The sequence below is a fragment of the Pseudoalteromonas sp. SR41-7 genome, assembly GCF_014163935.1.
Classification (GTDB): Bacteria; Pseudomonadota; Gammaproteobacteria; order Enterobacterales; family Alteromonadaceae; genus Pseudoalteromonas; species Pseudoalteromonas distincta.
In genome coordinates this window covers 101,144-120,926 of record NZ_JACJEF010000002.1, presented here as the reverse complement: position 1 = coordinate 120,926, position 19,783 = coordinate 101,144, and the positions used below count along the sequence as shown (strand labels likewise).

The 19,783-nt window shown below is 38.8% G+C and carries 20 protein-coding genes and 1 tRNA gene; 6 read left to right on the top strand and 15 right to left on the bottom strand.

Annotated elements, in window-relative coordinates; translation table 11 throughout:
* Positions 1-72: 72 nt before the first annotated feature.
* The 3 genes from H5092_RS03260 to H5092_RS03250 are packed head-to-tail and all read left to right on the top strand — an operon-like array spanning position 73 to position 3,745.
* The gene (locus tag H5092_RS03260; protein ID WP_182732893.1) at positions 73-2,613 is read left to right on the top strand and encodes an EAL domain-containing protein; all 2,541 of its coding nucleotides are present in this window, start codon (positions 73-75) and stop codon (positions 2,611-2,613) included.
* A gap of 22 nt (positions 2,614-2,635) precedes the next feature.
* A complete protein-coding gene (locus tag H5092_RS03255) occupies positions 2,636-3,445 on the top strand; it encodes a DUF2797 domain-containing protein (RefSeq protein ID WP_024597548.1) in 810 nt (269 codons plus the stop codon).
* 6 nt (positions 3,446-3,451) lie between these two features.
* The gene (locus H5092_RS03250) at positions 3,452-3,745 is read left to right on the top strand and encodes a hypothetical protein (RefSeq protein WP_182732892.1); all 294 of its coding nucleotides are present in this window, start codon (positions 3,452-3,454) and stop codon (positions 3,743-3,745) included.
* Positions 3,746-3,758: 13 nt separating this feature from the next.
* On the opposite strand, the gene H5092_RS03245 is transcribed toward H5092_RS03250, so the two are convergent.
* From H5092_RS03245 to H5092_RS03220, 6 genes are all read right to left on the bottom strand, one after another.
* On the bottom strand, positions 3,759-4,676 hold the full coding sequence (locus tag H5092_RS03245) for a histone deacetylase family protein (protein WP_024597547.1): 918 nt from the start codon (positions 4,674-4,676) through the stop codon (positions 3,759-3,761).
* Positions 4,677-4,776: 100 nt separating this feature from the next.
* Positions 4,777-6,318, bottom strand: a complete 1,542-nt coding sequence (locus tag H5092_RS03240) for a serine hydrolase (RefSeq protein WP_024597546.1) — start codon at positions 6,316-6,318, stop codon at positions 4,777-4,779.
* Positions 6,319-6,333: 15 nt separating this feature from the next.
* Positions 6,334-6,828: a gamma-glutamylcyclotransferase family protein gene (locus H5092_RS03235; RefSeq protein ID WP_024597545.1), complete on the bottom strand. Its 495-nt coding sequence runs from the start codon at positions 6,826-6,828 to the stop codon at positions 6,334-6,336.
* 27 nt (positions 6,829-6,855) lie between these two features.
* Positions 6,856-7,494 (bottom strand): LysE family translocator, encoded by a 639-nt coding sequence (locus H5092_RS03230; RefSeq protein ID WP_024597544.1) that lies wholly within the window; start codon positions 7,492-7,494, stop codon positions 6,856-6,858.
* Between the two features lie 11 nt (positions 7,495-7,505).
* On the bottom strand, positions 7,506-8,279 hold the full coding sequence (locus H5092_RS03225; protein ID WP_002957816.1) for a hypothetical protein: 774 nt from the start codon (positions 8,277-8,279) through the stop codon (positions 7,506-7,508).
* Between the two features lie 47 nt (positions 8,280-8,326).
* Complete coding sequence (locus tag H5092_RS03220; RefSeq protein WP_002957817.1) at positions 8,327-8,812, bottom strand: CreA family protein; 486 nt, start codon at positions 8,810-8,812, stop codon at positions 8,327-8,329.
* Between the two features lie 207 nt (positions 8,813-9,019).
* Here H5092_RS03220 and H5092_RS03215 point away from each other — a divergent pair, with 207 nt between their 5' ends.
* Positions 9,020-9,349: a 5-carboxymethyl-2-hydroxymuconate Delta-isomerase gene (locus tag H5092_RS03215; RefSeq protein WP_002957818.1), complete on the top strand. Its 330-nt coding sequence runs from the start codon at positions 9,020-9,022 to the stop codon at positions 9,347-9,349.
* A gap of 310 nt (positions 9,350-9,659) precedes the next feature.
* Here H5092_RS03215 and H5092_RS03210 read toward each other — a convergent pair.
* The 4 genes from H5092_RS03210 to H5092_RS03195 form a co-directional block, all read right to left on the bottom strand.
* Positions 9,660-9,736 (bottom strand) — tRNA-Ile (locus H5092_RS03210).
* A 253-nt stretch (positions 9,737-9,989) separates the two neighbouring features.
* Positions 9,990-10,487 carry a hypothetical protein gene (locus H5092_RS03205; protein WP_259398361.1) on the bottom strand — a complete coding sequence of 166 codons (498 nt, stop codon included), beginning with the start codon at positions 10,485-10,487 and terminating at the stop codon, positions 9,990-9,992.
* Between the two features lie 369 nt (positions 10,488-10,856).
* On the bottom strand, positions 10,857-11,015 hold the full coding sequence (locus H5092_RS03200) for a YqaE/Pmp3 family membrane protein (RefSeq protein ID WP_002957822.1): 159 nt from the start codon (positions 11,013-11,015) through the stop codon (positions 10,857-10,859).
* Between the two features lie 72 nt (positions 11,016-11,087).
* Positions 11,088-11,654, bottom strand: a complete 567-nt coding sequence (locus H5092_RS03195) for a BON domain-containing protein (RefSeq protein WP_182693927.1) — start codon at positions 11,652-11,654, stop codon at positions 11,088-11,090.
* A gap of 328 nt (positions 11,655-11,982) precedes the next feature.
* Between H5092_RS03195 and H5092_RS03190 the strand changes: the two genes are divergently transcribed.
* Positions 11,983-12,651, top strand: coding sequence for a LiaF domain-containing protein (locus tag H5092_RS03190; protein WP_024597540.1), 669 nt, complete (start codon positions 11,983-11,985; stop codon positions 12,649-12,651).
* A 38-nt stretch (positions 12,652-12,689) separates the two neighbouring features.
* On the opposite strand, the gene H5092_RS03185 is transcribed toward H5092_RS03190, so the two are convergent.
* Positions 12,690-13,106 (bottom strand): VOC family protein, encoded by a 417-nt coding sequence (locus H5092_RS03185; RefSeq protein WP_182682573.1) that lies wholly within the window; start codon positions 13,104-13,106, stop codon positions 12,690-12,692.
* A 243-nt stretch (positions 13,107-13,349) separates the two neighbouring features.
* Between H5092_RS03185 and suhB the strand changes: the two genes are divergently transcribed.
* Complete coding sequence (gene suhB, locus H5092_RS03180; RefSeq protein WP_002957826.1) at positions 13,350-14,153, top strand: inositol-1-monophosphatase; 804 nt, start codon at positions 13,350-13,352, stop codon at positions 14,151-14,153.
* 53 nt (positions 14,154-14,206) lie between these two features.
* On the opposite strand, the gene H5092_RS03175 is transcribed toward suhB, so the two are convergent.
* The 4 genes from H5092_RS03175 to secD all read right to left on the bottom strand — a co-directional run bounded on the left by H5092_RS03175 (position 14,207) and on the right by secD (position 19,770).
* Positions 14,207-15,016: an ABC transporter substrate-binding protein gene (locus tag H5092_RS03175; protein ID WP_182695500.1), complete on the bottom strand. Its 810-nt coding sequence runs from the start codon at positions 15,014-15,016 to the stop codon at positions 14,207-14,209.
* Positions 15,017-15,035: 19 nt separating this feature from the next.
* The gene (locus H5092_RS03170) at positions 15,036-16,823 is read right to left on the bottom strand and encodes a GGDEF domain-containing protein (protein ID WP_182715871.1); all 1,788 of its coding nucleotides are present in this window, start codon (positions 16,821-16,823) and stop codon (positions 15,036-15,038) included.
* Positions 16,824-16,953: 130 nt separating this feature from the next.
* Positions 16,954-17,901, bottom strand: coding sequence for a protein translocase subunit SecF (gene secF, locus H5092_RS03165; RefSeq protein ID WP_002957828.1), 948 nt, complete (start codon positions 17,899-17,901; stop codon positions 16,954-16,956).
* Positions 17,902-17,910: 9 nt separating this feature from the next.
* On the bottom strand, positions 17,911-19,770 hold the full coding sequence (secD, locus tag H5092_RS03160; RefSeq protein WP_002957829.1) for a protein translocase subunit SecD: 1,860 nt from the start codon (positions 19,768-19,770) through the stop codon (positions 17,911-17,913).
* Positions 19,771-19,783: the final 13 nt, after the last annotated feature.

The window sequence follows — 19,783 nt, the reverse complement described above, 5'->3', positions numbered from 1 at the left end:
TAAAAAAGCGCAGTTTCCCTGCGCTTTTTTAGTGCTACACTAATTAAAAGGTTTTTTAAAAGTAAATTAACGTTGGAACTAAGAACTTTACGTTACCATGCAATTGCTGTTGCCATACTGATTTTTATATTTTTTATAATCAGTACATTGGCATCAAACTTAGTCGTGCCTACACGATATACAATTGATAAAACGGCTCCAATGTACCTCGATTACGCCTACTATATTGACGAAACCAAAACTAAAAAATTCGATACCATCATTAACCAACCTGAATTACTTACTCATCAACCATTTTCAGATGTTCCATGGAGCTTTAGCCAACAAAATTATTGGTTGTTTCTTGATTTAGAAAATAAAAGTCTTAACAAGCAAAATGTTGTAGCACATTTTGACAACCCTATGGTCGATCACCTTACGGTTTATCGCCTCGATAAAAATAACAAACTAATTGAAACATACAAACTCGGCGATAAAGAAGAAGCCCTCTCTTTGTTTGAATACAGCGTACCGCATATTCGCTTTTTAGTAGAAAGAAAATCATCACAACGCCTAGTAATAAAAATAGACACAATAGGCATAAGTAAAACACCTGTAAACTTGTATCGTGATAAAGAGTTTATTGACTTAGTGCGCTCTCAAACTGGGATCTGGGGTATTTTTGTAGGCGTGCTATTGATGGCTGCGCTTTACAACTTGGTGCTTTATTTTGGTATAAAAGACCGTGTTTATTTAATTTATATTGGCTACATCGTCAGCGCTATTACACTAATGGGTGCAGTACTGGGCTTTGGTTTTTATTTATGGCCTAAGCAATGGCAGCTCTTTATTCACGAACAAATTGTGTTTAGTAATTATGGGGTCGCCTTTTTCACCCTTGCTTTTTGCACCATGTTTTTGCGCTATCATAAAGATAAATGTTGGCGTTACAAAATGAGTATAGCTCTACTTTGGCTTATGTTTACTCTTGCTGTATGTAGCTTGTTTATTCCTGAAAATATAGCGGCTCCTATATTTTTTGGTGTAATGGTACTGCTTTATATTACTTGTATTATTTTAATATATAACAAGTTACGCAGTGGTTTTAGGTGGGCTAAGTTTTATGTTTTATCATGGATACCGCTAATTTTTGGTGCGGCAATTCAACCTATGGAACTCACTGGTGTTTTACCGTATACCTTTGCAACCCGCCATGCCTTTTTAGTCGCTATTTTGTGCGAAGTTATTTTAATGGCGATGGCATTAGCAGACAGGGTAAGGTATCAGCGAGAACGTGCGCTTTACCATGCCACGCATACACAACAAACACGATTACTTAATAGCTCCAAGCTAAAACAAGCATTTATGGCACTACAGAGCCAAAATCGCTCAACAACGTTGTGTTTAATAAAAATACGTCACTTTAATTCACTCAATACGATTATTACCTCTTCTCAGGGCTACACACTTATAAAGCATATAGCCAAAGAGCTTGAATTAGAACTCAGCCATGAACGTGAATTTACAAACCTCGAAACAGATTTAAACACCAGTCCTCGCTTAGCCGATTTAAGCAGTGGTGTATTTGCCTGTATTTCTACAAAAACACAAAACCAAGAAATGCTAGAAGCACTACTGACTAAAATAATTAGTAGCCTACCAAAACAATATGAAATTAAAGGGCTAAACCTGCAGCTTAGTTACAGTATAGGTATTAGTAGTGCAGGCAAGACTAACGACTTTGAATATTGGTTAAAGCGTGGTTATTTAGCGCTTAAAAAAGCAAAAGGTAGCGTTAATCAAGTTGGGTCATCGTCAAACGGTAATAATCTGATGATGGACGTTGCTCTAGCCGCTAAGCTGCAACAAGCAATCAAAACAAATCAACTGGCGCTTTATTACCAACCTCAAATAAACTTATTAAGTAACCACGTAAATGGTGCTGAAGCTTTATTACGTTGGCCCGACCCAACTTACAGCAACTTATCAATTGAAGAGCTAATAATACTTGCTGAACACACAGGTATTATTAACGAGCTAACACTGTGGGTAATAGAGCAAGCTTGTAAAGACATAGTTGAGCTTACTAAAAATGGCTATAACGAGCACACAATTAGCGTAAATTTAAGTGCTAAAAACTTAACCATAAATAATTTAGCCGAAAAAGTAGAAAATATTTTAATTAAATACCAAGTGCCGGCATACTTACTTAAATTTGAACTAACCGAATCGGCCTTCGTAGATAATCAAGATGCACTTATAAAGTTAGTTGATGAGTTAACCGCATTAGGTATTAAAGTGGTACTGGATGACTTTGGGACAGGCTACGCGTCACTTAGCTACTTAGTTAATTATCACTTTAGTGAGCTTAAAATAGATAAGTCATTTGTTTTTGATTTGCCTAACAACCCAACTCACCAAGTTATTGTACAAACAGCCATTGATATGGCGCATAACCTCAATTTATCAATAACAATTGAGGGGGTAGAAACCCAAGAAATCCATCACTTGCTCAAAGATATGAACGCTGATTCCGCCCAAGGTTATTTATACGCAAAAGCACTGCCTTACACCGACTATTTACACTTCTTAAAAAGCCAATATAGCTTAAAAATGTTAGACTCCTCTTTTTAACATCTTTAGGGGCCAAGTAAAGATGCAAGGCACACTGCGTAAACTAAAATCGAGCTTAACCGAACCAGTACAATATCACTTACCTGTAGGTGAACACTTAGTAGACTTAAATGCATTTATAGGTAAGGAGCTTACGCTTACCTTTAGTGGCACTATTTTATGTTCTAACTGCGGTAAAAAAACCAAAAAAAGCTATTCTCAAGGTCACTGTTTTGTATGCATGCGCAAGCTTGCTAGTTGCGATATGTGCATAATGAAACCAGAAACCTGCCACTACGATCAAGGCACTTGCCGAGAGCCACAGTGGGGCGAAGAAAACTGCATGATCCCACACTATGTATATCTCGCTAATACCTCAGGTTTAAAGGTAGGTATTACCCGCCACACACAAATACCGACTCGCTGGGTTGATCAAGGCGCCACTCAGGCATTACCTATTTTTAAAGTGCAAACTCGCCTGCAATCTGGTTTAGTAGAAGTTGCATTGGCTGAATTTATTGCCGACAAAACTAATTGGCGCAATATGCTAAAAGGTCAAAACGACGCAATTGACTTAAAAGCTGCAGCAGCCGAGCTGATCCCACAAATTAGTGAAAAGCTAAACGAGCTCAGTGAATTATTTGGCGCAACAGCAATAGAGCAACTTGATGAAGATGTGGTTGATTTAAACTTTCCAGTAACCGAATACCCAACAAAAATCAGCTCATTTAACTTTGATAAAGACCCTGTTGTAAGTGGTGTTTTACAAGGTATTAAAGGTCAGTACTTAATCTTTGAAAAAGGCGTTATTAATATACGTAAATTTACGTCTTATGAAGTAACCGTAGGCTAACGGGCCATGTTAAACAGCTACCCACAATTATTGGTTATTTATAATGAGCTTGAGATAGCCCATAACCAACAAGAGCAACAAGAATGCTTGCACAGCGTTACGCAAAGTGAGCTAAGCGATGTGCGAGTACTTAATAAGCAAGGTGACTTCCTTAATTTACAAGGCACTGTTTGCCCTAAATTGAATGGCGAGCAACTAGCACAGCTTGTTACAGCTTACTTATTAAATGAAGGACAATGCTGCCTTGGTAAAATCAAAACCCTAAGTACTGCGCAGGCGTTTGATTTACTAGGGCTATAAACACTCTCTTTATTTAAACCTCAGTAAGCACTTTTATATGCGCTACAGCACTGCGACCTAAAGCTGATAGCGCATAGCCACCTTCTAAATACGAAATAACCCCTTTACAACCGCCCTCTTTAGCAACGCCACATAGTTGCTCGGTAAGCCAAGTATAGTCATCTTCAACAAATTTTAAGCTTGCCATATCATCTTCTAGGTGAGCATCGAACCCTGCGCTTATAAAAAGTAATTCAGGTTTAAACGCTTTTAATTTTGGTAGCCATTGCTGAGCAAACACCTCTTTTAAATCGTCGCCATTACTGGCAATTGGCAGAGGTGAATTAACTATATGGCTATTATTTTTAACCGCTGTATTTGGATAAAACGGATACTGAAATAACGAACAAAGCAGTACATTTTCGTCATCAATAAAAATATCTTGCGTGCCATTACCGTGGTGTACATCAAAATCCGCAATAGCAATGCGCTTAACCCCTTTGCTTTGTGCGTACTTAACAGCAATAGCTAAGTTATTAAACACACAAAACCCAGATGATGAGTTTTTATTAGCGTGATGCCCTGGCGGGCGTACTGAGCAAAAAGCAGCATCGAGTTTATCGGCAAGTATTTCATCAACCGCTAACAATCCTGCACCTACTGCCCGCTCAATCGCTTTAAACGAATCGGGGCACAGCCACGTATCGCCATCTAAATTAGCGAGCCCTTCTGTTGGTAGCGTATTTTCTACGTGTTTAAGTAAAGCTTCATCGTGAGCAAGTAAATAATGCTCACGCTCGGCCTTGGGTGCTTGTAGGTGTGTTAAGCCAACATCTACGCCGCTGGCAAGTAATCTATCGGTTATGGCATCTAGACGCTCTGGGCACTCGGGGTGGTCGCCTATCATTTTATGCTTACGGCAATGAGGATGAGAAATAACAGCGGTACGCATAAAAAGTCCCTTACAAGGTGTAAAAACTTAATATAGCAAAGCCACCGATGGGTGGCTTTGCGACTTTGGTTTATATCAATACTTTAAATATCAATATTAGCTATTTTGCTTTTAAATGTAGGTTTCTAAAGTCAAAGCTAAAGTCGGTCACTTGTGTTGATACCGCGCGCATTTTGGCACTGTTTACACGGTTTTGTGAGCTCATTTCAAAACGAATAAACGCATCTGCTTCTAGTAATTTTTCATCCCACTTAACAATAAATGTATTGCCAGTGTAATGCTCAAGAGTGCCTTTCAAGCGTTTAGTGTGGGTAAAATCAATGCGTAATTTACCATCTAACTGCTCAATAATTACATCGCCGTACCAGTCATCGTGCAATGTTCCGGTGTAATTAATATTTGGTAATTGTGGTTGGTAGTCAGCGGGGGCTTCTGGTTTTGCATTAGCATACGCTTGTTGTTTGCCTTCAAAATGACTTTTAGCTAAATCTTCTACCCAGTCTTTATCTTCAAGTTCAAGTGCATCTTCAAGCACTTCATGGGTTACAGCCGAAAGTGCACCAAAAGCTTGTTGATTAGATAAAATAACAATACCGAGGTTTTTCTCAGGCAATAAAGTAACTTGCGATACCATTCCCAAAATACCACCGCCGTGACCTAGCTTTTTAAAGCCGTGGTAGTCTTCAATACTCCAGCCTAACCCATAACCCCTAAACTGCTGGTGATACGATTCAAACGCACTTTTAGACGCCATAGATGTAATATGTGGGTGCCACATTTGCGCTTGTTGCTTTTCACTAAATAGCTGCTCGCCACTTGGCATTTTACCGCCTGCTAATTGCGTACGAAGCCACTGGCTCATGTCGCTTACACTTGATGCAATGGCGCCTGCGCCTCTAAAGTCCTCAAGATAGTTCACAAAAAATGGATGAAGCGTGCCATCCATAGGAATATGACCTGTCGCCCAGTTTTTATTACTTTTAGGAATACGTGAAAAGCCCGCGCGTGAGTTATCCATATGCAGCGGCTGTAATATATTTTTTTCGATGTAATCGTTCCAGCTCATCCCCGCCACACGTGCAACCACTTCACCAGCGGTAACAAACATCAAGTTGTTATAAGCGTACTTACTACGAAAGCTGCTCGCTGGTTTTAAATACTGTAATCCCGCTAAAATTTCATCAACTGATTTATCGGTACTTGGCCAAATCATTAAATCTCCTTGCCCAAGCCCAAGCCCACTGCGATGACTTAATAAGTCACGAATACGCATTTCGCGTGTTACGTACGAATCGTACAATCTAAACTCGGGTAAATGATCAATTACGCGGTCATCCCAGCTTAATTTACCTTCATCAACCAACTTTGCCAGTGCCGCAGTAGTGAATGCTTTTGTGTTTGAAGCAATACCAAATAAAGTGTCTTTGTTTACTTTTTTGTTGGTATCGAGATTAGTTACACCAAAGCCTTTAGCAAATATTACTTTATCGTTTTCAACAATGGCAACTGCCATCCCGGGTACGTCAAAACGTGCCATTGACGCTTTAATTACATCGTCAACTTTGTTGGTATCAACTTGTGCCCAGCTGCTAAACGTAGTGCCTGCTAATAGTGCAATTGCGGCAAGTTTGGTTAATTTCATATCAATCCTATTTTATTATTTTTGATGAACTGCAAATTCAATTGCTGCGCGCTCTTGATTGGTGTCGCTTTTTTGTGCGCGATTTAATATGGCATCACTGTATTCTTTTGGTACGCCCGCTTCAAGTGAACCGCGATGAACGTGTTTTATGTACCAATCATATGGCAGTACATCGCTGTCATGGGTATTAGCTATATAACAATGTGCGGCTACAGTCTCACCCGTTAAAAGCGTCGGGGCTATATCTACACAATCGTAACCTACGCCCTCAATACCATCTAAAATAGCTTTTTCTTCTTCATTGAGCTCATAAATAACGCCGTAAACCAATGCATCTTCTTTATCGCTTGGACAAATACTGCATTTACCTGAGCCATCTTTAAATAGCATATCAAAAGTAAGCTCGTAGCCTTTAAGTACCGCAGTTCCTACACGCTTTACATTGGGCAAGCGCGCTAACAAACGATTAGATGACATATTAGAACCAAACGAGAAATTATATAGCGGCATTTTTATCTCCTGCGCTTTTTGAATAAGTTAAATAACAACACGTACTGCAAGTGCAATTAAAATAATGCCAATTCCACGGTCAAACCAATAACCGCGTTGTTGGAAAAAGCCCCTTACATTATCTCGAGAAAGCATCATTGAAAGCATTGAAAACCACGCCCAAGTAGCCAATGCCATATACACGCCGTAGCCGACCTGTATGCTAGTAGGTGTTGTTGGGCTAATCACGAGTGTAAATAACGACATAAAAAATAACGTGGCTTTTGGGTTTAATGCATTGGTGAAAAAGCCGCGCCTAAAAGCCACCCAAACGGGTTCCTCTTGAACGGTTTTGTTTTCAACATCTTTTACAGCCTCGCCTTCATTACTTGCAGGCGGTTTTGCAGCTCTAAGAGCTTGTACGCCTAAGTAAGCTAAATATGCACCAGCAAGGTACTTGAGCGCCATAAATAAACTAGGCGATTGCGTTAAAATAAGCGCAACACCTAAAACACAATAGGCAACGTGCAGTAAAATAGCAGCGCCAACACCTGCGCTTGTCCACAATGCATTGCGCCTTCCTTGTTGCACACTTTGCTTAAGTACTACGGCAAAGTCAGGTCCTGGGCTTGCTACTGCAAAAAAATGAGCAATAACAATCAGTAAAAATTCATCTAAGTATTCCACGCAGATCCTTGCTAGTTTGGCGAATAAGCTAATAACAGCGGGTTGGCCGAGTTATTTACCAATGCTTTAATTTCTTTTTGTGCTTTTTTAAACTGGCCACGTAAATGCGGCTTTAAATGCTTTTTAGACACTTTATCGTTTTTAAAGTAACTAATTAGGGCATGCATAAATACCGTATGCGTTTCACTTAACTTAGCTTCACGGTTAGCGTATGGGTTATAGCAAGAGCCACACCCGCCTTTAAACTGATACACCGTATTACTCATCATCACACCAAACCCTAAAAAACAAGCAAGTGCATCAGCAGCTTGTGGTAAATACTCCCTACCACCTGGCGGTAGCACCCCAACGTGATGAATAAGTATGGTGGCCAGAGTACCTGCATAACTTGCCACTAAATCTTGTGGCTGATTAATCTGGTTAGGATTAAAAGAAATATTAATCGTATGGCTTGGCGGCACAATTAGATGGCTGCCTTCGCCACGTATTTCATTGCTAAATTCAAAGTGTGGAAAAACTTGCGGTTGTAATTGCTGCGGTGCAACTAGTTGGATAGGCCATGCGTTCATACCCGCGTAATTAGTAACGCGGTTAAAAACATTACTCGCCATTTCTTCAATGCTCGATACCGAATCAGGGAAAAAAGTGGCCGTTGGCAGTATTATTTGAGTGTGCTTTGTAAAAAACTCAGCATCAAAGTTTTCTACAGCCCAAATAAATGTATCAATAAGCCATTGCTGTTCTTGCTGCTCTAATAATGGCTTTGATTTAAATAAAGCTAACATAGTGTGCTCTTTTAGGTTTTAGTTTAGGTGCTTACGTAGGTGCTAACTTAGTCTTTTTGTGTAAGCGCCCAGTCCCACGCTTGAGTATTGTATAGCGGCACTGTTGATAGCGCATGGTGGTGGCTTCCACTGGACTCTTTAGTTGAGTACGATAAGTACAATAAAGTACGATTTTCAGCATCGTAAATACGACGTACTTTTAGTGATTTAAATAATATACTTTTAGATGATTTAAAGATCACTTCGCCCGATTTGCTACGGTCTATTTTTTGTAGCTGCTGCGCTGTAATTGGCCCCGTTTGACGACACGCTATAGACATATCAGAGGGATCTGAAAAATCTAAATTAGCCTCTATATGACTAATATGACAAGTAACGCCCTCAACAATAGGATCTTGCTGCGAATTCACCACAACATCTTTAGTTGTAAATAACCCAAGGCTTACCGAAGCAACATCGTCAGAGCAAGCACTTAACGTAACAATTGCACCTGCAAGTAAAGCTAAACGTTTAAATTTTTGTGGTAATTTCATACTTATCCTTAATCAATATATAGGTAACTTAGTAGATAAGTTACTAAGCGAAGGTTCACCTGTTTGTTTTTATACTAACATCAAAAATAAATACGACTAAATTAGTTTAAAGTAAAGATTTTAGATAGCTCAGGGTTTAGTGACCCCTCTTGTATTTGATACAATTACCTCTCGCTCATGCAGTAACTCATAATAGGAAACGCCTAAATGCCGCACATTATTATTGAACACTCAGAAGACCTCCCCGTTTTACCTCAAGTACTGGTAGAAAAAATTCATACAACCGCTTTCGAAAGTAACTTGTTTGAATTAGAAACCATAAAAACACGTGCTATTGCTTATCAGCAATATCAACTTGGCGCAGGAAAATCAGGGTTTATACATATCGCGGTACATATTTTGGCAGGACGCTCAATTGAGCAAAAACAAATGTTAAGCGAACTGCTACTTTCATGTTTAAAAACATATTGCAGAGCATCAGACAGTCTAAGCGTAAATATTTACGATATTGAGCATGAGATATACCGTAAAAATTAGTTAACTCTTGTAGCTTTGAGCAATAAAAGTAAACACTAGTAAGTAAAAAGCCCCAATAGGGGCTTTTTTGTCTTCTGACATTAAATGCTGATCACTGTCACTTATAAAGCAAAGCATCTGATCTAACGCTGGAATTTAATAGTGCATTCGCACTATTCCAAATTTAAGAAAGCTTAGCTTAATCTATGGATTAACTTTATTTAGATTACGTTTATTCTTAGGGGTAACTAAAGAATAAAAATTACACAATATTAAATTAATGTAGCTTTAAATAATTTGGATAGATATTTACTTGGGAAATTTGTAAAAGTGGTGGCCCCTCCCAGACTCGAACTGGGGACCTAACGATTATGAGTCGTGTGCTCTAACCAACTGAGCTAAGGGGCCAACTTTATATAACTGCTAGGCAGTTAATTTTTGAAGCGTTCAGTCACAGAGCGACTAAAGCGGGTTGCAGTATAAAAACTTTTTAGGTGCTTGTCACTACCAAAAACCTTTATTTTAACAATCAACAAGCTAACTGCTTAAATAGTAATCTTTTAAGTGGGCATAAACATAAAATGTAAGATATTTACCGTGCTATTCACTGCATTAAATTATAAACAAAACCTATCCCATATAGTCTTTTATATTTAACCCTCTACTTTTTAAGCAAAGCTAACATATATGTGTAGGCATACAAGGCTGTAAAAAATACGCTTGGGGCTACTGTCAGTGCCAAATTAGGTGTCTGATTAACTACATTCACCATAATCACTAAGCTCGATTGAACAGTAATCGGAATAATAGGCGCAAAAAGTACGCCTGCTATTTTTTTATTACTTAAATACGAGGCGCTAGAGTTAATTGCATTATTAAAACTTTGTCGTATTGCGACGTTTTGTGGTGTTTTAGAATGAAACATACAAATAATTGGAGTTACGAACGCAAGCGTTACATAACTAAACTTATACTTGTTGACGACCTTTTCTAAAATAAAGGTAAAAAACAGCGTTACAAATCCACTATACAACCCTTGCACTAATGCAGCTTGAAAAGTGACCGATTTAGCAATGTCTGCCGCACTATTTGCCCAGAAGGCCCAACTAAAATAAAAAATGAATGACACAACGCCTGACATTATAAGTCGAATATTCAATTAACTACCTCAACATGCCTAAAAACCTAGTTTAATGATAACACTAGAAGTGAAGGTAATATTGTCACTAAATAATAAGGTATTTGATTGTATATTATAGATGTATAAACACACTAATGTTGAAGATTTCCTAAATGGCATCAAATCAGAATCTGAGCGCGACTGTTAACTGGAAAGCTTATTAGTAAACAATAAGTATAGTTTTAAAATAATATTGGGAGTGAGTTAAGGAAGTGAATTAATGGGTTGAAGTGTTTTAAAAAATGGATTTAATCTAAAAACTCTCTAAAAACTAATATTGTGAGCCGATCGGTACTAAAGTATTTAGCTAAACCTCAGTAGTCGGCTTACACAATATATAATCTGTCATTATTTTTTCGCAATAATGTAGATTGCATGTATTAACCCTGGGAAATAACCTAGCAGTGTTAATAGAATATTTAACCAAAAATGCATACCTAAGCCAACTTGCAAAAACACACCTAATGGCGGTAATAAAACCGAAAGTATTATACGAATAATATCCATGATCAAACTCCATTTAAATTAAACATTGAAAAGACTTAAAGCCCAGTATTACTGGGCCTTAACTATACTGTATTATTCAGCAACAATAGCTAGTTTATCAACTACGTCGCGAACATCTTCAGCATTTTTAGCAATTTTAACTGCTAGTTGCTTTTCAGCTTCAGACTCTACAGAGCCATTCAGAGTTACCACACCGTTGTCGGTATCAACATCAATGTCTGTACCACCTACTTCTGAGTCAAACAGGAAGCGAGTTGTGATTACAGTGGTGATTTTAGCGTCCGTTAGGTCGTTATCATCATCGTCCATCATGTCGTTGTTTTTATCTTCGGTGTCCATGCTTTTAACAACAGTAAGGCTGTTATCAACATCAGTTACACCATCTAGGCTAAGTACAAGTTCTTCTGCTAGCTCTTTATCGAGTTCGCTATTAACTTTACCTGTAAGTACTACTTTGCCATTTTTTACATCAGTGTTAATGTCAAAGTTGTTTAGATTAGTGTTCATAAGTAGAACGGTTTCTGCCTTACCATCAATCCAAGCATCTTTACTTTCGTTTTCCCAGCTGTTTGCTTGGGCACCCATAGCCGTAGTACCAAGAACTAGAGCTGCGATAATAGATTTGTTAAATGTTTTCATAATCTTTCTCCTTTTGATTAAAGACACTTTAACTAATGCGAGCTTCAGGCCAACTTTATTTATACTTAAAATTCAAAGGCTTGAATTAATTAAAAGATAAAACCTTATCTATGTTTGTGTAACTATTTACAGGCTACTCGGTAAAACTTTCTCAAATAGTGAAAATAGCTAGATAATTGCTCTTTTGGTTAATCTATCGTTAATATAACAAAACAAAAAACACCGTTAAAAAATAACCAATTGATAATTAATGAAATTATATTTGGTACGCGGTTTGCAGCCTAACTACAAGAGCAGTATCAATAGTAAATATAATAAGGAATAACTCATGTCTGTAAAAGTTGAAGACCGCCCAATAGAGCAAGTACGCGAACAAGTGATTGATCAATTAATTTATAATTACAGTCATGGTGTTATTTCTGTTGATGCATTCGAAAGACGTTTAGATAATGCGATGGATGCACCTAATAACGAAGCACTGCTAGCCTTAGTAGAAGACTTAACACTTAATACCGATCAGCAATATAAAGCAGAAAAACAATCGCAATTTACACCACACTATAGTGCACAGCAAAACAGTGATGATGATTTTACATTACGCAGTATTTTAGGATCTAACGAGCGAAGTGGTCAGTGGGTTGTGCCAAAAAATATATATTTGAGTAACTTTATGGGATCGGTGGTGCTTGATTTTACCGATGCTATTTTTGCGCATCAAAATGTAACTATTCACGTTAACTGTATTTTTGGTAGCGATGAAATTTACGTACCAGAGCATGTCAATGTAGTGTCTAAAATGTTTTGTATTTTAAGTAGCCTTGAAAATAAATCTGTGTCGCTTAACAAACGCCAAGGCCCTACAATTCATATTGAAGGAAAGGCAGTAATGGGCTCGGTTGAGGTAAAAATAAAGCGCACAATTAAAGAAAAATTTATGAGCTTTGCAAATGAGCTAAAAACCCAGTTTGGCACGGGTAATAATAATCGCTCACTATAATTGAGTAGCAGCACTTTAGCGTGCTGCTTAGTATTTTATTATAAATCGTTATTTCGCTCGCTTGGTATATCACTTAAATACTCTACAAACTCAACTTCAAACCCTGCAGGATCAATAAAGTAGACATTCTTTCTGAAAGGATTCTCGTTACCTTGCTTGCTTAGAGTAAAACCCACTTTATTTAAGCGCATTACTACTGCGCTTAAATTATTAGTTACATAAGCAAAGTGTGCAAAACCAATTTGATGGCCCGATAAGTTTCTGTTTTCACCTTCACCATGACTGCTTATCGCAATGTAATGCGTGTCATCTCCAAAGTGTACCCAGCGTCTTGGTTTTCCATGCCAATCGCCTCTGCCCTCACTTCTAATCGACCAATGTGGAAATACAGCGCGATAAAATGTAAGCATACTATCTATATCACTCGCGACTAAGTTTACGTGCTCTAAATACATAATGTTATCCTATCAGTTAAGTTAGGAGCACGATAAAATCTCAAGTTAACTTTAGGTAAAGTGTTATTTAAAATTAATTTATTTAAATGCAGATAATTATTTTTTAAAAATATATAAACTTTTCAATCTTGTATAAAAAACAAACACAAGTATTTGGGGTTTATTGTTTACTTTATGGCAAAAGTCGCTAAAATACGCCGGCTGAAATATATAAACGTTCTTTTACAACCCAAAGGTAATACCATGCATCCAATGTTAAACATTGCGGTTCGCGCTGCGCGCAACGCAGGCAAAATTTTACTTCGCGCAAGTGAAGATTTATCAAAAGTTGAAGTGCAACAAAAAGGCGCTAACGACTTAGTAACTAACATTGATAAAGAAGCCGAAGCCGTAATTCGTGACACTATTTTACAGTCTTACCCTACTCACTCAATTGTTGGTGAAGAACTAGGTGAGCATAAAGGCAAGGATGATGATTACCAATGGATTGTAGATCCTATCGATGGAACAACTAACTTCATCAAAGGTATCCCTCATTACGCGGTTTCTATCGCACTTAAAGTCAAAGGTCGTTTAGACCAAGCTGTTATTTATGATCCAATTCGTGGTGAGCTTTTCACTGCATCTCGCGGTCAAGGCACTCAGTTAAACAGTAAACGTCTACGCGTTAGCAAAACTACGGTTCTTGCAGGCACTGTACTTGCTACTGGTTTCCCTTTCAAAAACAAAAACCACATGGATGCATACACTGAAGCGTTTAAAGCATTGTTTGTACACACTGCTGATATTCGCCGTGCAGGTTGTTCTGCTTTAGATATGGCATACGTTGCAGCTGGCCGTGTTGATGGATTTTTTGAAATTGGTTTAAAACCTTGGAACTCTGCTGCGGGCGAACTAATGGTTAAAGAAGCGGGCGGTATGGTTGTAGATTTCGCCGGTGGTAATAACTATAACCACAGCGGCAATATTATCTGTGGTTCACCAAAACTGACTCAAGCAATTATCCGCGAAATTCGTCCAGTATTAACTGAGTCGTTACTTCGCTAATTAAATGCTATTAATAGCATACTAAAAAGGAGCCTAGGCTCCTTTTTTTGTGCCTAAAAATAAGGGTTATCGAGCTTAATTTCTATTGTTTTACCTTTTGTATAAGGTAGTGTATTTAAATCCTTTGCGAAGTATTCATTAAATAATGCATCAAACTCGCCGTTTGTCTGCATTAATATTAAGCCCTCCTCTACTGCCTTTGCCAATTCGGGTTTACTCTTAGTCACAAAATAATAAATACCCGTTGGGTAGCTTATATATAAATCAGGCACAACGACTAAGTTACTTTGTTTGTTTTCAATAAGCTCAGAATTAACCTCAATAAACGAGCGAGGAAAGTAATCTATTCGCCCACGGCTCGTTAAAGTGAACATGGCTTGGTAATTGGTAAGCGGCCTTACACGTAAGCCGTTATAGGACATTATTCTTGTATCTGGCCAGTTGTGACCCTGCACTGCTGAAAACTCTCCTAGCTGCTCTAGGGTTTTTACGTCTTTAAAGCGTGCTACGTTTTGTTTATTAGTGAGTAAAGCCCGCTTTCCTATATAACCTTTAAATAGTGGTATTTTAATAGCTAAAGCAAGTGCCTCTCGCTCTGGACTACTCATACTCCAATACATATCTAGTTCGTTATCATTTAGGTTTATGAGCTTACGTTTTTGCTGATCTGATATGGGAGTCATCCTAATAACCCCAGGATAGTTAACACTCTCAAGTGCACGTACCAGTAGCTCACTTAAGTACTCTTCTCGTGCGTTTTGAGTATCTTGCTTTTGGGCTACATTAATTATTTGCTCTTGCGCCATAAGTGCAAAACTTGCAAGCAGACCAAGTACACTGGTCGAGATTTTTATTGGCAACATAATAATTACCTATTTTTATTTAAATTACCTGCTTATTGCTTGCTAGGCGCACCACTGCGGGCGCAGGCCCTTTACGTTTGCAAATAAACAAATAACTATGGCGATAACGTTTGGCTTCTTTTTTAGCATCAGTTGCGAGTGCTGCAACTTGGTGACTGTTTTTACATTGTTGTAAATCAGGCTCAACTAAGCCAATCGATAACGTTAGTAGCGGCACAAATTGCTTTTCTCCTTCACGATTTGTGGCCCAATACCCTTCGCTCTTTATGTGCTCAGGTGTAAAAAATATACGAGACTGGAGTTGAAATTGCTCAATAATGGTATTACATATATCAACCGCGTTGTGCTGATCAAACACCACCATAAAGTCATCGCCACCTATATGTCCTACAAAGTTAGCACTATTTTTACACGCTTGCACTGTTACATCAGCTAATAGTTTAATTACACTGTCGCCGCTAGCGTAGCCGTATAAGTCATTAAATTGCTTAAAATGATTTAAGTCTATATACGCGAGTGAAAACGGATTACTACCTTTTAATCGCTGCTCTATAGCTTCATTAATTGCCACATTACCAGGGAGCATAGTCAGTGGATTAGCGTGTTGTGCATGGCGTATTTTTTCTTCGGTTATGTGTTTTAAAATATCGCGAAGCGGCGCTAAACCTAAATAAGCGTTTTCTCTGGTTATCACTATATGGCGGCGTATATCAAAGTCTTGCTCAGTTATTTGTTTACTTACGGTATCGAGTAATTGGTTTTCGTCAACGACTAAGGGCTGCTTATCCATCAGTGCAGTAACGGGGCGTTTATCGTAAAGAGCATGCCCATAGGGCGCTGCAAAAACTTCTGTTAATTGATCTCTGTGAAGTAACCCTACTGGCTGGTTTTCAGTATTTAACACTGCAATGCTTATGAGTGATTTATCTTGCTCAAAGAGCTTATGCGCATCTTTACAGCGAGTGTCGCTGCTTATTGCAGGTTGCGTAACCGATAAGCGACCTATTGCCATAGATTGATCAAACAATGTGTTTGATTGCGTAAATGAAAGAGCTTTTAGTTGCTCTGAGCTGAAATCTTCACTTGGCTTTATGCTTGGCTTTTCGAGTAAAAACCCTTGTACATTACTAATGCCTAAGTTTTCTACAAATGTAAGCTCTTCTGGACGTTCGATGCCTTCGGCAATAACCTGAGTATTAGTAGCTCTGGCCAAAATAGTAATAGATTTCAAAAACTCTTTTTTAACTTCGCTTTCATCACAATGATCAATAAAATAGCGGTCAATTTTTACAAAATCAGGGCATAGTTCAGACCATTGCTTTAACCCTGAATACCCAGCGCCTAAATCATCTATTGCTATAGTAAAACCGAGCTCTCGATAATGGGCTATCGTTTTTAATAACAAGAAGCCATCATCTACTTTTTCTTGCTCAGTAACCTCTATAACTACACGGTTAGCAGCTAAGCCAAATTGCTCTATTAGGTGCAATGTTTCCCCTTTAGGGTGGCAAGGGTCTAGTAGTGTTTTAGGGCTTACATTTAAAAATAATTTACCTTGTAGGTTAAGCCTTACAAAGTTTTCAATCGCTTTAGAGCGACATAGTAATTCAAGCTCCGAAATTAAACATTCCTCATGGGCAACTTTAAATAACGTATTAGGCATTTCTAACGGGCTATTTTTAGGTCCTCGACTAAGTGCTTCGTAACCTAAAATAACTTGATTACTAATATCAAAAATAGGCTGAAACAGCGTTGTTATTTCACCGCTTTTTAAAATGTACTCTAATACTTTGCGCTGAATCGTCACGTATTTGCCTTACAACTATTTTGATTGGAGCAATAAAGTACCAAGTGTGTATGACATTTTTATTGCGCAAAAAAAATGCGCTCATAAAAAAACCGCTCATAAGAGCGGTTTTTATTAAGTACAAACCTAGTTACGGCATAGCGTCTTGGTCTGCGCCTTCTTTTTCTATTACTTCTGGTATTAAATCTTCTTTGCTTACGCCCATTGCTATAGCAACAGAGCTTGCAACATAAATCGAAGAATAAGTACCAATAAACACACCAAACAGTAATGCAGTTGCAAAACCATGAATGGTTTGTCCGCCCCATGCAAACAAGGCAATCAATACTAAAATAGTCGTGATTGATGTTACAAGTGTACGGTTAAGTGTTTGCGTAAGTGAAATATCAATAATTTCTATCGTATCGTCAATGCGTACCTTACGGAAGTTTTCACGTATACGGTCTGATACAACAATCGTATCATTGAGTGAATAACCAATTACCGCAAGAATTGCCGCTAATATAGTTAAATCAAACTCTAAACCTAATACCGAAAATAAACCCACAGTAATGATAACATCGTGTAGTAGTGCACCTACCGCACCTACTGCAAAGCGCCATTCAAAACGAAACGCAACGTAGATTAAGATACAAATAAGCGCAGTTAACATGGCAAGGCCACCCTGCTCTTTTAAGTCTTCACCTACACTTGGGCCTACAAATTCAATACGGCGCATTACTACGCTGTCGTCTGCTTTTTTAAGTGCATCGATTACTTGGTTACCAATTACTTCAGCTTTTACATCGCTACCGCGTGGTGCTAAGCGAACTAAAATTTCTTGGCTTGAACCAAATAGCTGCACTGATGCATCAGCAAAACCATTATCAGCTAGTGCATCACGTACTTTTTTAAGGTCAGCCGGTTGTGAAAAACCCACTTCTACCGCAGTACCGCCGGTAAAATCTAAACCAAAGTTTAGGCCTTTGATAAAAATTGATGCAAACGACGCTAAAATTAGTAGCGTCGAGAAACCCATAGCCACTTTTCGAAGAGACATGAAACGAAGGGTTCTACTACCCAAACTTAAAATTTGCATGTCTGCTCCTTAAATCGAAAGTTTATCAATGCGTTTACCACCAACAAATAAGTTGATTACCGCACGGGTACCAACGATGGCTGTAAACATTGAAGTTAAAATACCAATCGCAAGTGTCACTGCAAAGCCCGCAATCGGACCAGTGCCCACTGCAAACAGTATAATGGCAGCAATTAGTGTCGTGATGTTGGCATCAAATATAGTGCTAAATGCGCTATCGTAACCAAAATGAATCGCTTGTTGAGGGCTACGGCCATCGGCCAGCTCTTCACGAATACGTTCAAAAATAAGTACGTTAGCATCAACCGCCATACCTACCGTTAATACAATACCGGCAATACCTGGTAGCGTAAGTGTAGCGCCCGGAATTAAAGACATAACACCTACAATTAGTACTAAGTTAGCCGCAAGCGCAAGGTTTGCAACCATACCAAAACCTTTGTAGTACACAAGCATAAACACAAGTACAAACGCAAAGCCAAGTGCAACCGCAGTCATACCCGCTTCAATATTTTCTTGTCCTAAGCTTGGACCTACTGTGCGCTCTTCAACAATTTGAATTGGCGCTACAAGTGCACCAGCACGAAGTAGTAAGCTTAAGTTATGTGCTTCTGCTGGGTTATCAATGCCGGTAATACGGAACGAGCGATCAAGACGGGCTTGAATCGTTGCTACGTTAATAACTTCTTCAACCTTAATAGGCGGAAGCGCTTTACCGTCTGCATCTTTTTTACCTGATGGCTTGTACTCAATAAATACCGTTGCCATACGCTTACCAATAGCACGCTTGGTAAAGGCATTCATTTTTGCCCCACCTTTGCTATCTAACGTAATACTTACTTGCGGACGTTGGTATTCATCAGCGCCAGATTGCGCGCCCGTAATATGGCTGCCCTCTAAAATAATACGCTTTTTAAGTACAACAGGGTAACCGTCGCGGCTCATGATCATTTCAGTACCCGCTGGGATACGACCTTGGGCAGCAGCGCTAATATCTGCGTTTTCGTCTACTTCACGAAATTCAAGTGTTGCTGTCGCGCCTAAAATTTCTTTAGCACGTGCAGTATCTTGAATGCCTGGTAGTTGAACAATAATACGCTCAGCGCCTTGGCGTTGTACGTTAGGCTCTGCAACACCAATTTGGTTGATACGGTTACGAATAATCGTTTCATTTTGCTTGATAGCGTAGTCACGAATCTCTTTGAGTTTTTGCTCACTCATTGTCGCAAAAAATGCTTTATCGTTACTGCTGTCATCAATGTAGACATTTAGCGGGTAGCGAGTTTCTAAGAAACTCTCTGCAGCATTTTTGTCTTCTTCGGTACGCATTTCTACACGCATACGATCGGAGCCTGCTACGCGGCGAACACTACGATAACGTAGTTTTTCTTCGCGCAGGTCACTGCGAAAATCTTGTTCCATTTGCTCAAGCTGGTTATCAACCGCTGTTGCCATGTCGATTTCCATGGTGAAATGTACGCCACCACTTAAATCAAGACCTAGCTTCATAGGGTTACCACCGACCGCTTTTAACCAAGCTGGTTGAGCAGGTGCCATATTAATAGCAGAAATGTAATCATCGCTCAGCGAATCACGTAGTAAGTCATGCGCTTTAAGTTGCTCTTCAACATTTTTTAAACGAACTAAAATTTGTCCATCTTCAAGTATTGTCGATTTAGCGGTTACATTATTTGTTTTAAGGATTGCGTTTACTTTGTCTACAACACTGAGATCGACATCAGCGCCTTTAGCACCTGAAACTTGTATGGCCGGATCGCGACCATACAAGTTTGGAGAGGCATATAAAAGGCCAATGGCTACCACAGCTAAAACAAGTAAATACTTCCAAACTGGAAACTTGTTTAACACGGGGTCGTCCTTA

What these genes read in the sequence shown, in the direction of transcription:
- H5092_RS03190 (WP_024597540.1), top strand. Translation starts at nt 11,983, where the DNA reads ATGTCTGTAAAAGTTGAAGACCGCCCAATAGAGCAAGTACGCGAACAA.
- H5092_RS03250 (WP_182732892.1), top strand. Translation starts at nt 3,452, where the DNA reads ATGTTAAACAGCTACCCACAATTATTGGTTATTTATAATGAGCTTGAG.
- H5092_RS03215 (WP_002957818.1), top strand. Translation starts at nt 9,020, where the DNA reads ATGCCGCACATTATTATTGAACACTCAGAAGACCTCCCCGTTTTACCT.
- H5092_RS03235 (WP_024597545.1), bottom strand. Translation starts at nt 6,828, where the DNA reads ATGCCGCTATATAATTTCTCGTTTGGTTCTAATATGTCATCTAATCGT.
- H5092_RS03240 (WP_024597546.1), bottom strand. Translation starts at nt 6,318, where the DNA reads ATGAAATTAACCAAACTTGCCGCAATTGCACTATTAGCAGGCACTACG.
- H5092_RS03255 (WP_024597548.1), top strand. Translation starts at nt 2,636, where the DNA reads ATGCAAGGCACACTGCGTAAACTAAAATCGAGCTTAACCGAACCAGTA.
- H5092_RS03200 (WP_002957822.1), bottom strand. Translation starts at nt 11,015, where the DNA reads ATGGATATTATTCGTATAATACTTTCGGTTTTATTACCGCCATTAGGT.
- H5092_RS03175 (WP_182695500.1), bottom strand. Translation starts at nt 15,016, where the DNA reads ATGTTGCCAATAAAAATCTCGACCAGTGTACTTGGTCTGCTTGCAAGT.
- secF (WP_002957828.1), bottom strand. Translation starts at nt 17,901, where the DNA reads ATGCAAATTTTAAGTTTGGGTAGTAGAACCCTTCGTTTCATGTCTCTT.
- H5092_RS03245 (WP_024597547.1), bottom strand. Translation starts at nt 4,676, where the DNA reads ATGCGTACCGCTGTTATTTCTCATCCTCATTGCCGTAAGCATAAAATG.
- suhB (WP_002957826.1), top strand. Translation starts at nt 13,350, where the DNA reads ATGCATCCAATGTTAAACATTGCGGTTCGCGCTGCGCGCAACGCAGGC.
- H5092_RS03225 (WP_002957816.1), bottom strand. Translation starts at nt 8,279, where the DNA reads ATGTTAGCTTTATTTAAATCAAAGCCATTATTAGAGCAGCAAGAACAG.
- H5092_RS03185 (WP_182682573.1), bottom strand. Translation starts at nt 13,106, where the DNA reads ATGTATTTAGAGCACGTAAACTTAGTCGCGAGTGATATAGATAGTATG.
- H5092_RS03195 (WP_182693927.1), bottom strand. Translation starts at nt 11,654, where the DNA reads ATGAAAACATTTAACAAATCTATTATCGCAGCTCTAGTTCTTGGTACT.
- H5092_RS03220 (WP_002957817.1), bottom strand. Translation starts at nt 8,812, where the DNA reads ATGAAATTACCACAAAAATTTAAACGTTTAGCTTTACTTGCAGGTGCA.